This window comes from Bradyrhizobium sp. MI1.10, from assembly GCF_055811035.1.
The window spans coordinates 185,744-198,593 of record NZ_JBVVPN010000012.1 but is presented as its reverse complement, the minus strand read 5'-3'; the positions used below and the strand labels follow the sequence as shown (position 1 = coordinate 198,593).

The 12,850-nt window shown below is 64.2% G+C and carries 14 protein-coding genes; 7 read left to right on the top strand and 7 right to left on the bottom strand.

Annotation, left to right across the window (positions count from 1 at the left end):
* Positions 1–344 (top strand): IS3 family transposase (locus AC0L3K_RS15250; RefSeq protein ID WP_473253592.1); only part of this gene is annotated, 344 nt, incomplete at its 5' end.
* 171 nt (positions 345–515) lie between these two features.
* Here the strand turns inward: AC0L3K_RS15250 and AC0L3K_RS15245 are convergent.
* The 6 genes from AC0L3K_RS15245 to AC0L3K_RS15220 form a co-directional block, all read right to left on the bottom strand.
* The gene (locus AC0L3K_RS15245) at positions 516–1,220 is read right to left on the bottom strand and encodes an ABC transporter ATP-binding protein (protein ID WP_473366292.1); all 705 of its coding nucleotides are present in this window, start codon (positions 1,218–1,220) and stop codon (positions 516–518) included.
* Complete coding sequence (locus AC0L3K_RS15240; RefSeq protein ID WP_473366291.1) at positions 1,204–1,935, bottom strand: ABC transporter ATP-binding protein; 732 nt, start codon at positions 1,933–1,935, stop codon at positions 1,204–1,206. The genes AC0L3K_RS15245 and AC0L3K_RS15240 overlap by 17 nt, the downstream gene beginning before the upstream one ends.
* Positions 1,932–2,915: a branched-chain amino acid ABC transporter permease gene (locus tag AC0L3K_RS15235; protein WP_007593738.1), complete on the bottom strand. Its 984-nt coding sequence runs from the start codon at positions 2,913–2,915 to the stop codon at positions 1,932–1,934. Before AC0L3K_RS15235 ends, AC0L3K_RS15240 begins: the two co-directional genes overlap by 4 nt.
* Positions 2,915–3,793 carry a branched-chain amino acid ABC transporter permease gene (locus AC0L3K_RS15230; protein WP_007593739.1) on the bottom strand — a complete coding sequence of 293 codons (879 nt, stop codon included), beginning with the start codon at positions 3,791–3,793 and terminating at the stop codon, positions 2,915–2,917. The genes AC0L3K_RS15235 and AC0L3K_RS15230 overlap by 1 nt, the downstream gene beginning before the upstream one ends.
* Positions 3,794–3,945: 152 nt before the next feature.
* Positions 3,946–5,190 carry an ABC transporter substrate-binding protein gene (locus AC0L3K_RS15225; RefSeq protein ID WP_007593741.1) on the bottom strand — a complete coding sequence of 415 codons (1,245 nt, stop codon included), beginning with the start codon at positions 5,188–5,190 and terminating at the stop codon, positions 3,946–3,948.
* Positions 5,191–5,279: 89 nt separating this feature from the next.
* On the bottom strand, positions 5,280–6,095 hold the full coding sequence (locus AC0L3K_RS15220) for a putative hydro-lyase (protein ID WP_354127693.1): 816 nt from the start codon (positions 6,093–6,095) through the stop codon (positions 5,280–5,282).
* Between the two features lie 120 nt (positions 6,096–6,215).
* On the opposite strand from AC0L3K_RS15220, the gene AC0L3K_RS15215 reads away from it, so the two are divergent.
* From AC0L3K_RS15215 to AC0L3K_RS15200, 4 genes are all read left to right on the top strand, one after another.
* Positions 6,216–7,133 (top strand): LysR family transcriptional regulator, encoded by a 918-nt coding sequence (locus AC0L3K_RS15215; RefSeq protein WP_007593745.1) that lies wholly within the window; start codon positions 6,216–6,218, stop codon positions 7,131–7,133.
* A 32-nt stretch (positions 7,134–7,165) separates the two neighbouring features.
* On the top strand, positions 7,166–8,416 hold the full coding sequence (locus tag AC0L3K_RS15210; RefSeq protein WP_473366290.1) for an allantoate amidohydrolase: 1,251 nt from the start codon (positions 7,166–7,168) through the stop codon (positions 8,414–8,416).
* A 12-nt stretch (positions 8,417–8,428) separates the two neighbouring features.
* On the top strand, positions 8,429–9,340 hold the full coding sequence (locus AC0L3K_RS15205; protein WP_473366289.1) for an NAD(P)-dependent oxidoreductase: 912 nt from the start codon (positions 8,429–8,431) through the stop codon (positions 9,338–9,340).
* Positions 9,341–9,461: 121 nt separating this feature from the next.
* Positions 9,462–10,535 (top strand): malate/lactate/ureidoglycolate dehydrogenase, encoded by a 1,074-nt coding sequence (locus AC0L3K_RS15200; RefSeq protein WP_473366288.1) that lies wholly within the window; start codon positions 9,462–9,464, stop codon positions 10,533–10,535.
* A gap of 193 nt (positions 10,536–10,728) precedes the next feature.
* On the opposite strand, the gene AC0L3K_RS15195 is transcribed toward AC0L3K_RS15200, so the two are convergent.
* The gene (locus AC0L3K_RS15195; protein ID WP_219682664.1) at positions 10,729–11,802 is read right to left on the bottom strand and encodes a tartrate dehydrogenase; all 1,074 of its coding nucleotides are present in this window, start codon (positions 11,800–11,802) and stop codon (positions 10,729–10,731) included.
* A gap of 11 nt (positions 11,803–11,813) precedes the next feature.
* On the opposite strand from AC0L3K_RS15195, the gene AC0L3K_RS15190 reads away from it, so the two are divergent.
* Together AC0L3K_RS15190 and AC0L3K_RS15185 are read left to right on the top strand one after the other, a co-directional pair.
* A complete protein-coding gene (locus AC0L3K_RS15190; RefSeq protein ID WP_198288235.1) occupies positions 11,814–11,954 on the top strand; it encodes a hypothetical protein in 141 nt (46 codons plus the stop codon).
* Positions 11,955–11,959: 5 nt separating this feature from the next.
* Positions 11,960–12,736 carry an SDR family oxidoreductase gene (locus AC0L3K_RS15185; RefSeq protein WP_027568933.1) on the top strand — a complete coding sequence of 259 codons (777 nt, stop codon included), beginning with the start codon at positions 11,960–11,962 and terminating at the stop codon, positions 12,734–12,736.
* Positions 12,737–12,850: the final 114 nt, after the last annotated feature.

The window sequence follows — 12,850 nt, the reverse complement described above, 5'->3', positions numbered from 1 at the left end:
TCGCCGCATTACGAATGGCGATCAAGGCGCAAAGACCAGGTCCCGGGCTGATCCATCATTCCGATCGCGGCACACAATACGCTTCAACCGAGTACCGCCAAGCACTGCAAGCCGCCGGCTTCCGGCCTTCAATGAGCCGCAGAGCCGACTGCTACGACAATGCCCCGATGGAAAGCTTCTTCCACACCCTCAAGACCGAACTGATCCATCACCGTCAATATGAGACCCGCAATGAAGCCGAGCGCGACATCTTCGCTTACGTCGAAGGCTTCTACAATCAGACCCGAAGACACTCGGCCATCGGCTATATCAGCCCGGTCGAGATGGAGCTAAAATCGGCTTGATCCATGTCCACTTTTTTGGGGGAAGATCAATTCTGGATTGCTTCGCTGCGCTCGCAATGACGGTTGGCGCGACAGCCCCCGCAATCGTAGCCCGTATGAGCGCAGCGACATGCGGGAACGCTTGCCCCGGATATCGCTTCGCTCATCCGGGCTACGGCAGTGTGCCTGTAGCTACAGCCCCAGATACGCCTTGCGCACGTCGGGATTGCCTTTGATCTCGCTTGCCGCGCCCTGCATCAGCACGCGGCCGGTTTGCAGGATGTAAGCGCGGTCTGCGATTTCCAGGCATTCCGCCATGCGCTGCTCGACGATCAAGACGGTCATGCCGGCGTCGCGGATGCGTTTCACGGCCTGGAAGATCTCGTCGACCAGCTTCGGCATGATGCCCTGCGAGGGCTCGTCCAGCATCAACAGCCGCGGGCGCGTCATCAGCGCGCGGCCGATGGCGAGCATCTGTTGCTCGCCGCCGCTGAGCGTCTCGGCGCGCTGCTCCAGGCGCTCGGAGAGACGCGGAAACAGCTGGAACACGAGATCGAGCGGACTCTCGCGGTCGGCCTCGCCGCGGTAGAGATAGCTGCCGAGGCGCAGATTGTCTCGCACGGAGAGGCGCGGAAACAGTCGGCGGTTCTCCGGCACGTAGGCGATGCCGGTGGCGGTGATCTGGTGCTGCGCCATGCCGTCGAGGCGCTTGCCATCGAACGTCACCGTGCCCGAGCGCGGGCGCTCGGCACCGGCGATGGATTTGAGCAGCGTCGACTTGCCCGCGCCGTTGGCGCCGGCGACGCAGACGATCTCACCCTTCTGGACCTCGATCGAGACCGCGGAGATCGCGACCAGGCCCTGATAGGCGGTCGTGACTTCACGCACCGACAGCATGACGATCTCCCAGATATGCGCTGATCACCTTGGGATCGCGAACGATTTCAGTCGGCTTGCCCTCGACCAGCACCTTGCCGAGGTCGAGCACGATGGCGCGGTCGACCAAAGGCATCACGATCTCCATGACGTGCTCGACCATCAGCACGGTGATGCCGGCGTCACGCACCTTGCGCACCAGCGCCACACCGGTCTGCGCCTCAGTCGGCGTCAGGCCGGTGAGGACTTCGTCCAGCAGCAGCAGCTTCGGTTCCGTCGCAAGCGCGCGCGCGACTTCGAGGCGGCGCTTTTCGGCCGGCACGAGGTCGCTCGCGAGCACGTTGGCGCGCGCGGCAAGGCCGGTGAATTCGAGCACCTCATGCGCCTTGCGGCGTGCCTCGCGCATCACGGTGTTGCGCACGAGAGCGCCGACGATGACGTTGTCGACGACGGTCATGGTCTCGAAGCTCTTGACGACCTGGAAGGTGCGCCCGACGCCGCGCTGGCAGCGCTCGGCGGCCGGCATGCTGGTGACATCCTCGCCGTCGAACCAGATCGAGCCTTGCGTCGGCGGCAAGACGCCGGCGATGAGATTGAACAGCGTCGACTTGCCGGCGCCGTTCGGACCGATCAGGCCGACGATCTCGCCGCGACCGACCGAGATCGAGACGTCGCTGTTGGCCACGAGGCCGCCGAACCGCTGCCAGACGCCGCGGGTTTCAAGCAGTGGGGTCATCGCGTGGCTCCCTTCCGCTTCGCACGAGAGAACAGGCTCACCAGACCCTGCGGCAGGGCGAGCGAAATCAGCACGATTAGCGTGCCGTAGACGATGAGGTCGACGCCGCGGCCGGATCCGCCGATATAGGAGCGCGTCAGCTCCGTCATCGGGATCAGGATCGCCGCTCCTAACACGGGCCCCCAGAGGGTGCCGATGCCGCCAAGCACGGCCGGCAGCGCCATCAGCAGCGAGAACTGGAACCCCATGACGCTTTCAGGATCGATATAGGCGAGAAACTGCGCATAGAAGGCGCCGCCGATGGCAACGAGGAAAGCGGAGACGGCAGCCGCGCCCATCTTGGAGTTGAACACGACGACGCCGAGGCTCTCGGCCGCTTCCGGATTGTCCTTCACCGCGCGCCACCAGAAGCCCCATTTGGAGTCCTCCAGCCACCAGGTGACGAACCAGGCGAGGCTGCACAGCACAAGTGCGAAATAGAAGTATGGCAGCTTGCTGCGCATGAACTGGAATTTCAACCAGCTGTCGCCGCGCACCGGAATGGTGATTCCCATCGCGGCCCCCGCCCATTCCCAGTTCTGGAACAGCAGCAGCCCGATCTCGGCGATAACGATGGTCGCGATCACGAAGTAATGGCCGCGCAGTCGGAAGAAGGGATAGCCGAGCCCCATCGCGATCGCGGCCGCGACTGCGCCGCCGGCGAGCATGCCGAACCATGGCAGCACGCCGAACTTGGTGAACAGCAGCTCGGTGGTGTAGGCGCCGATGCCGAAATAGAGCGCGTGTCCCAGCGAGATCTGCCCGCAATAGCCGGAGAGAATATTCCAGCTCTGCGACAGCGCCGCATACATCAAAGTCAGGATCAGGATGTTCTGGACGTAGACGTCCTTGATAAACAGGGGAGCGAGCGCCGCCAGGGCGGTCAGCACCGCGGCGATGATGAGGTCGCGGCGGCGCCGCGCGGCAAAATCCTTGTCCATCACATCGATCCGAACAGGCCGCGCGGCCGGATGAAGACGACCAGCAGGTAGACGGCGTAGATGCCGACCGATTTCAGCGACGGCGGCAGCACCAGCGCGGTGGTGGCCTCGACGAGGCCGACAATGATCCCGCCGGCGAAAGCGCCGAACACGCTGCCGAAGCCGCCGAGCGCGACCGTGACGTAGGCGATCAGCGCAAAGGACGCGCCGACGTCAGGATAGATATAGAAGAAGCTTGCCATGATCGCTCCGGCGAGGCCGACCAGCGCGGCACCAAGCCCCCAGCCGAGCGCGAACACGCGGTTCTTGTCGATGCCGACGAGGGCCACCGCGCCGGGATCTTCACGGGTGGCCTCCAGCGCACGCCCGAAATCGGTGCGATGGATGAAGAAGTAGAGCCCGGCGAAGGCCAGGATCGCAACCAGCGCACCCATGAGCTGCGGCTCCGGCAGGAAGACGCCGGCGATCGAGATCGTCTTGCCGCCGAGCCAGGAATGCGGAACGCTGCGATAATCCGGCGTGAAGAAGAACTGCGCGAGGCCGCGCATCACGATGGCGAGGCCGAAGGTGGAGAAGATCTGCACCATGCCCGCATTGGCCTTGGCCCGCATGGCGAAGCGTACGATCAACAAATAGACCACCGCTCCGAATACGAACAGGGCAGCGGCCACCAGCGGCGCCGACAGCAAGGGGTCGATGGCGAAAAACGTGAACAGGAAGAAGCTCACATACATCGCGATCATCAAGAACTCGCCATGGGCGAAGTTCACGACGTCCATCAGGCCGAAGATCAGCGCGAGGCCGACGGCGATCAGTCCGTAGAGCAGGCCCATGAGGAGGCCGCTCGCGAGACTTTGGATAATGGTTTGGGCTGTCAAAAGTCTGTCCCCCCAACTACGTCCTCATCCTGAGGAGCGCGCACCGCGCGCGTCTCGAAGGATGGCCCAGCCCTCGTCCTTCGAGACGCGGGCTGCGCCCGCTCCTCAGGATGAGGGCGGGAGCTACGATCTGTGCTCCCGCCCGCCGTGTCTTACTTCATCGGCCAGATCGCCTCGGCGATCGCGGCCTGCGGCGGGAAGATGGTGACGAACTTGCCGCCGACATATTGCAGCAGCACCGGGTCGGCGTCGTTGTTCTGGCCCATCTCGTCGAACTTGACGCGCTTCCAGGGCATGATGGTCTGCTCGCCCGGGATGTCGGTGGCGGCGAGCGCGTCGCGGATCTTCTCGCCGTCCGTCGACTTGGCGCGGCTGATGGCGTCGGCGAGGATGATCAGGCCCATGAACTGACGCGAGGTGAGATCGTTGAAATCCTTGCCCGACCGCGTCTTGAACATCTCGTTGATCTTGCCGACCATCGGGCGCTTCTGCGCGAGATCGAGCGAGAAGGTGCCGCGCGAGATCACGCCTTCGAGCTTGTCGCCGACGGCGTCATAGAGCGCCTTCTCGGAGAAGCCGGCGTCCTGCGCCACGATCGCATTCGGCTTGTAACCGAGCTCGGCCATGGTCTTCACCAGCAGGATGCCGTCGGTGGTGTAGCTCGACGGCATCAGCACGTCGGCGTTGGCGCTCTTGAGCTGCTGCACCTCGGCCGAAAGCGAGGGCGAGTTGGCGCGATACTTGATGTCCGCGACGATCTTGTAGCCGCGCTCGCCGGCGATCTTGGCCTGGGCATTGGCGGAATCGGTGCCGAAGATAGTGTCTTCGTGGAACAGCGACAGCGTCTCGATCTTGGTGCCCTTCTTCTTCAAGGCATCGAAGAAGTCGAACATCGCGGCCGAGTACATCTCGTCGTGCGGGGAGGCGCGGAAGTAATATTTCAGGCCGCGGCGATGCAGGCTGGGTGAGGAATTGTCGGCCGAGACGAACGGGATCTGGTAGCGCTCGCAGATCTGGCTGACGGTGACGGCGACCGCGCTCTGATAGGTGCCGATGATGGCGCAGACCTTCTCCTGCGTGATCAGGCGCTCGGCTTCGGCACGGCCCTTCTGCGGATCGGCCTGATGGTCGGCGAACACGAGGCGCACTTTTGCGCCGCCGAGGCCCGGCAGGCCCTCGCCCTTGGCCAGCGGCAGGTCGAAATCCGTGGCCTTGTTGATGACCTCGAGCGCGGTCTCATAGGCCTTCTGCGCATCGACGCCCTGCTGCGCGCTGCCGCCGGAGAACGGATAGATCACGCCGATCACGACTTCCGAAGTCTGTGCGCGCGCTGCCAGCGGCACGAGCGCGGCCGTAGCGGTGGCTCCCAACAATACGTCGCGGCGAGTGATCGTCATGGCAAAGTCCCCTGTTACTGAATTTCGGCTGATCGAATGAAGCGATTGATGGATGCGGTAAAGCTCGAAGAAGCAGCAAACGCTGCCCACTAAATCACGGCCATGGTCCTGTTCTTGAGATCCGTCACCAGCATCAGGCCCGGCGAATGCGTGATCGCGAACGGCAGCCTGGCAGCATTGATGACCGATTGCGGCGTCACGCCGCACGCCCAAAACACCGGGATCTCGTCGTCTCCAACCGGGACCGGATCGCCGTAATCGGGCTTGGCGATGTCCTTGATGCCGATCAGATGCGGATGGCCGAGATGCACGGGCGCGCCGTGCACGGCCGGATAGCGCGAGGTGATCTGCACCGCGCGGATCGCATCCGCCGGCTTGAACGGACGCATCGACACCACCATGGGACCGGCGAAGGGACCGGACTCGCCGCAGGCGATGTTGGTGCGATACATCGGCACGCGCACATTGTGCTCGATGTGGCGGATCGGCATGCCCTCGTCGAGCAGCGCCTCTTCGAACGAAAACGAGCAGCCGAGCACGAAGGTCACGAGATCGTCGCGCCAGTGCTTTGTCACATCGGTCGGCTCGTCCACGACTTCGCCGTCGCGCCAGACACGGTAGCGCGGCACGTCGGTGCGGATGTCGAGATCGGCGCCGAGCGCCGGGATGTGCGGACTGCCGACATCGGACATGCCGATGATCGGGCACGGCTTGGGATTGAGCTGGCAGAAGCGGTGGAAGGCGCCGGCATATTCCGCCGGAAGGATCGCCAGATTGCCCTGGACGAAGCCGGGAGCAACGCCGGCGGTGGAGGCGACCAGCCCCTCGCGGTAGGCGAGCCGCGCCTTGCGGCTCGGGAGGGTGTCGGGCGTTTCAGTTTGCTGCACTGCCACCAAAACAGTCATGAGATCGACCTGCCTATAAACTCGACAAAGACAAGCCAACACCACGCGTGCTATAAAGTCTAATCTTCCTTTCTAATCAATATCGATAAATTTCATTTATCGGACGGGAAAATCCTTCCAATGCTGGACTTCAGATCGATCGAGACGTTTCTCTGGGTTGTGAAGCTCGGCAGCTTTCGCGGCGCCGCAGCACGCCTCAACACGACCCAGCCGGCGATCTCGCAGCGCATCGCCCAGCTCGAGCGCGAGATGGGGGTGAAGCTGTTGAACCGCGACCACCGCGTGGCCTCGCCGACGCCGAGCGGCCGGCAGATGATGGTCTATGCGGAGAAGCTGATCGGCCTGCGCGCCGCGATGATCGCCGAGATCGGCGACCGCTCGGCGATGCGCGGCGTGATGCGGCTCGGCGTCGCCGAGACCATCGTGCACACCTGGCTGCCGCGGCTGGTGAAGAGCATGAACGAGGTCTATCCGAACCTGTCGCTGGAGATCGAGGTCGACATCACGCCGAACCTGACCGCGCGCCTGCTTGCGCAGGAGATCGAGCTGGCTTTCGTGGTGGGGCCGCTCTCTGCCTCCGGGGTGCACAATCGCGTCCTCGCCGACTATCCGATCGGCTTTCTCGCCAGCCCCTCGCTCGGCCTTGGCCATGGACCGGTCACGCGGGCCGAGCTGGCGCGGTTTCCGATCATCACGTTTCCGCGGAAGACGCGGCCCTACGAAGTCGTGCGCGAAGTGTTCGACCGGCCGGAGCTGCCGCCGATCCGGCTGCACGCCTCCGCCTCGCTTGCGACCGTCATCCACATGGCGGTCGAGGGTCTCGGCATCGCCGTGATCCCCGACGCCATCGTCGAGAGCGAGCTCGCAGACGGGCGACTGCAACTGCTCGACACCGATCTCAAAATCGCGCCGCTGACATTCACCGCGAGCTGGCTCGCCTCGCCCGACGTCGTGGCGGTGGAGCGGGTCGCAGAGCTTGCATGTCAGATTGCGCAGAGCAGCCTCGCAGTTGACGCGCCCGCGCCGGCGCGTCATTGAAACAGGCGCCGGACAATTGAGAGACTGACCGCATGAGCCGAGCCGCCACCAATTTGCAAATCGATTCCGCCCGCCTCTGGGGCTCCATCCACGAGACCGCGCAGTTCGGCGCGACGGCCAAGGGCGGCGTGCGGCGGCTGACGCTGAGCGCGGAGGACAAGCTGGTGCGCGACTGGTTCCGCAAGGCCTGCGAGGACGCCGGCTTAGAGGTGCACACCGATGCGCTCGGCTCGCAGTTCGGCCTGCGCAAGGGACGCGACATGTCGAAGCTGCCCGTCGGCATCGGCTCGCATCTCGACACGCAGCCCACCGGCGGCAAGTATGACGGCATCCTGGGAACGCTCGGTGCGCTCGAAGTGATCCGCACGCTGAACGATGCCGGAATCGAAACCGAAGCGCCGATCTGCGTCGTCAACTGGACCAACGAAGAGGGCTCACGCTTCGCTCCCGCGATGATGGCCTCCGCCGCCTATGTCGGCGACTTCACCACCGACGACATCCTGTCGCGCAAGGACGCCGATGGCACCACCGTCGGCCAGGCGCTCGACGGCATCGGCTATCGCGGCGACAAGCCGGTCGGGTTCCAGAAGCTCGGCTGCTTCGTCGAGCTGCACATCGAGCAGGGCCCGATCCTGGAGGCCGAAGGCAAGACCATCGGTGTGGTCGATTCCGGCCAGGGCGTGCTCTGGTACGACGGCAAGATTTCCGGCTTCGAGAGTCATGCCGGATCGACACCGATGCCGCTGCGGCGCGATGCGCTGGCGACGCTGTCCGAGATCGTGCTGGCGATGGAAGCCATTGCGAGGAAGCACGGGCCGAAGGCAGTCGGCACCATCGGCGAGGCCGTGATCGCAAACCCTTCACGCAACGTCATTCCCGGCGAGATCGCCTTCACCATGGATTGCCGCAGCGCGGATGACGCGATCATGGATGCGCTCGATCGCGATCTTCGTAGCGCGATTGCCGAGATCGCCGCACGCCGGAAGGTCGAGGTGAAGGTCGACCTGGTCTGGCGCAAGCCGCCGACGCATTTCGATCCGAAGCTCATTGCAGCGGTGGAAAACGCGGCGAAGACGCTCGGCTACTCCTCTCGCCGCATTACCTCCGGCGCCGGCCACGACACCTGCAATCTCAACACAATCATGCCCGCCGCAATGGTGTTCGTGCCCTGCAAGGACGGCATCAGCCACAACGAGCTGGAAGACGCTACGCAGCCCGATTGCGCCGCGGGCACCAACGTCCTCATGCACACGGTGCTGGCGATCGCCGGCGTCGCATCCTGACCGGAGAGAATCATGCGCGGAGTTTTCGTCGACGCCAATGAAGCCCTCGCCGTGATCTTGGAGCGGCTGGAGCAACCGGGCGATCTCAAGGTGCGGATCCACAGGGATCCCGACATCAAGCCCAAGCAATATCCTGAGATCCTCGACGGCGCCGAGATCGCGATCGTCGACCACACCGCGCTGCCGACCGATGTCGCAAAGAAGTGCGCGGGGCTGAAGCATGTCGTGTTCCTCGGCACCGGCGCGCGCAGCTACATGAACCCGGAGGAGCTCGCTGAGCTCGGCATCTCCGTGCACCTGATCAAGGGCTATGGCGACACGGCGGTGGCGGAATGCGCGATCGCGCTGATGTGGGCTTCGGCCCGCGTCATCGCGACGATGGACCGCGAGATGCGCGGCGGAAACTGGCTGCGCGAAGACGGCATGCAGCTCACGGGCAAGACGCTCGGCCTGATCGGCTTCGGCGGTATTGCCGCGGAGGTCGCGCGCATTGCCTCGGGCAGCGGCATGAAGGTGATCGCCTGGAACCGCTCGCCGAAGAGCTATCCGGGCGTGGAATTCACCGATCTCGACACGGTGTTGGCGAGAGCAGACGTCATATCGCTGCATCTGCTGCTCAACGACGAGACGCGCGGCATGATCACCCGCGAGATGATCGCGAAAATGAAGCCGGGCGTCATCCTCATCAATACCGCCCGCGCCGCCATTGTCGACGAGGCCGCCATGATCGATGCGCTGAAGTCGGGCCATATCCGCCATGCCGGCCTCGACGTCTTCAACATCGAGCCATTGCCCGGCGATCATCCGCTGACAAAACTGCCGAACGTGACGTTGTCGGCGCATTCGGCGTTCCGGACTCCGGAGGCGAGCGAGAACCTCATTCATGCGGCGTGGGAGCACTGCCGCCGGATCGTGAAAACGTAGGGTGGGTTAGCGAAGCGTAACCCACCACCCTCGACGTTCGCGAAGACAGAAGAGGTGGGTTACGGCTTCGCCTAACCCGCCCTACGCACCGCAATCTTGGAAAGGGATAAGAGCACCAACAATGGCCGACTATCGCACCATCAAGGCACAGCCGCTCATCGAAGCCATCAGTGCCATCGTCAAGGCCGGCGGCTCCACGGACCGCGAGGCCGAGCTCGTGTCCACCAATCTGGTCGAGGCCAACCTCAAGGGACACGACTCGCACGGCGTCGGCATGATCCCGCGCTATGTCCAGAGCGTCACCACGGGCGGCCTCGCCGTGAACCAGCACGTCAAGATCGTGCTCGACACCGGTCCGCTTCTCACCCTCGACGGCCTCACCGGCTACGGCCAGGTGATCGGCCACGAAGCGATGGAGCTGGCAGCCGAGCGCGCCAAGCGCAATGGCGTGTGCCTCGTCGGCCTCTCGAACTCACATCACATCGGCCGCATCGGCCACTGGGCCGAGCAGTGCATCGACCATGGGCTGGTCTCGATCCACTTCGTCAACGTGATCTCGCGCCCGATCGTTGCGCCCTGGGGCGGCAGCGATGGGCGCCACGGCACCAACCCGTTCTGCGTCGGCATCCCGCGCGCGGGCAAGGACCCCATCGTGCTCGACTTCGCCACCAGCAGGATCGCGCAGGGCAAGACCCGCGTCGCCCACAACAAGGGCGTCGAGCTCGAGCCCGGCACCATCATCGATAACGAGGGCAAGCCGACCACCAACCCGCGCTACACCGTGATCCCGCCGTACGGCGCCATCCTGCCGTTCGGCGAGCACAAGGGTTCGGGACTCGCGCTGGTGTGCGAAATCCTCGGCGGCGCGCTCTCCGGCGGGCAGGTGGTCAAGGGTCCGTCCGATGGCAAGTACAACGTCCTCAACGGCATGCTCTCGATCATCATCGATCCGACCAAGCTCGGCACCGCCGAGAATCTCGCGCGCGAAGTCGAGAGCTTCGTCGCGTGGCACGCGGGCTCACCGCCGGCCCCCGGCGTCGACAAGGTGAAGATCGCCGGCGAGCCCGAGCGCGAGACGAAGAAGAAGCGGCTCGCGGAAGGCATCCCGGTCGATCCGACCACCTGGCGGGATATTTTGCTGGCCGGGAAAACGTTTGGGCTGGATCAGGCGGCGATCGAGAAGATCGCGGGGTAGTGAGACAGAGCACGCGGCTCTTCCCTTCTCCCCTTGTGGGAGAAGGTGGCGCGAAGCGCCGGATGAGGGGTCTCTCTCCACGAAGAGAAATGCACAATTGAGAGGTCTGTCTCCGCGGAGACAACCCCTCACCCGTCTTCGATGCTTCGCATCGAAGCCACCCTCCCCCACAAGGGGGAGGGACAGGAGCGCTCTAATCCACCATGTCCGCGACCGCCTTGCCGCAAGCCGTGGTGTCGGCGTTGCCGCCGAGATCCTTGGTGCGGAGCGTGCGCTCCGCCAGCGTGCGCTCGATCGCATCGACGATCGACTTGCCGGCTTGCTTCTCGCCGAGATGCTCGAGCATCATCGCGCCGGACCAGATTGCGCCGATCGGATTGGCGATGCCCTGCCCCGCGATGTCGGGCGCCGAGCCGTGCACCGGCTCGAACACGGACGGGAAATTGCCCTCGGGGTTGATGTTGCCTGACGGCGCGATGCCGATGGTGCCGGTGCAGGCCGGGCCGAGATCGGACAGGATGTCGCCAAACAAATTGGAGCCGACCACGACGTCGAACCAATCCGGGTGGAGCACGAAGTTCGCCGTCAAAATATCGATGTGGTACTTGTCCCACTTCACGCCCGGAAACTTCTTCGCCATCGCCTCCACGCGCTCGTCCCAATAGGGCATGGTGATGGAGATGCCGTTCGACTTGGTCGCCGACGTCAGGTGCTTCTTCGGCCGCGACTGCGCGAGCTCGAACGCGAACTTCAGGATGCGATCGACGCCGATGCGGGTCATCACCGTCTGCTGCGTCACAAACTCGCGGTCGGTGTCCGGGAACATGCGGCCGCCGACGGAAGAATATTCGCCTTCGGTGTTCTCGCGCACCACCCAGAAATCGATGTCGCCGGGCTTGCGGTTGGCCAGCGGGGACGGAACGCCCGGCATCAGCCGTACCGGGCGCAGATTCACATACTGATCGAACTCGCGGCGGAACTTGATCAACGAGCCCCACAGCGAGACGTGATCCGGAATCTTGGCCGGCCAGCCGACCGCGCCGAAATAGATGGCGTCGTGCTTGCCGATCTTATCCTTCCAATCGTCCGGCATCATCTGGCCGTGCTTCTCGTAATAGTCCCAGGACGAGAAGTCGAAATGATCGAAATGAAGGGACACCCCGTGCCTCTTCGCCGCGGTCTCCAGAACGCGCAGACCCTCCGGCATCACTTCCTTGCCGATGCCGTCGCCAGGAATGACCGCGATCCGGTATTGTTTCTTGCTCATCGAGAACGTCCTTGATTGCTCCGGCAGCCGCCGCCTTTTTGACCGCACTGCAATGGACCAAACGCGGCGGCAGTGCAACGCTGCACTGCAATGTTGACCATGGCGCGGCCGACCGCCTACTGATTTTATTCCCGTTCCTCTCCTGCGAGTGACTCCCATGGATCTGCATCTGCGTGGCAAGCGCGTCCTGATCACGGGCGCGTCCAAGGGCATCGGCGCAGCTGCCGCCGAGGCCTTTGCCGAGGAAGGCTGCCATCTCCTCCTCGCCGCCCGCAACGGCGATCAGCTCAAGGCTCTGGCCGAGCGCTTGCGCTCGGCGCACCAGATCGATGCCGCCACGAGCATCGTCGATTTGCGCAAGAGCGAGGATTTGACGCGGCTCGCCAAGGAAGCCGCCGACATCGACGTGCTCGTCAACAATGCCGGCGACATTCCCGGCGGCTCCATCGACAAGATCGACGAGGCGACCTGGCGGCACGCCTGGGAATTGAAAGTGTTCGGCTACATCAACCTCACGCGCATGATCTATGCGCAGATGAAGGCGAAGGGCGGCGGCGTGATCGTCAACGACATCGGCGCCGCCGGCGAGAAATTCGACGCCAACTACATTTGCGGCAGCGCCGGCAATGCCGCCCTGATGGCCTTCACCCGCGCGCTCGGGGGCAAGAGCCTCGCCGACAACATCCGCGTGGTCGGCATCAATCCCGGCCCTGTCGGCACCGATCGTCACGTCACCCTGCTGAAGACGCGGGCAAAGCACCAGTTCGGCGACGAGAGCCGCTACAAGGAATTCCAGAAGAGCCTGCCACTCGGCAGGCCTGCGCATGCGCGCGAGATCGGCGACCTCATGGCGTTCCTGGCGTCGGATCGCGCAGGCTACACGTCCGGCGTGATCTACACGGTGGACGGCGGCATCAGCGCGGGCTGGGGTTGATTAATCTCGTCATTGCGCGCGCCCCGCCGCCATCCCGACTGGTTGCGGCGTGGCACGCTGGGTTTGGTTGGGGGGGGGGCCAATAGCCGGGGTCAAGTGAACGGGGTAAATATT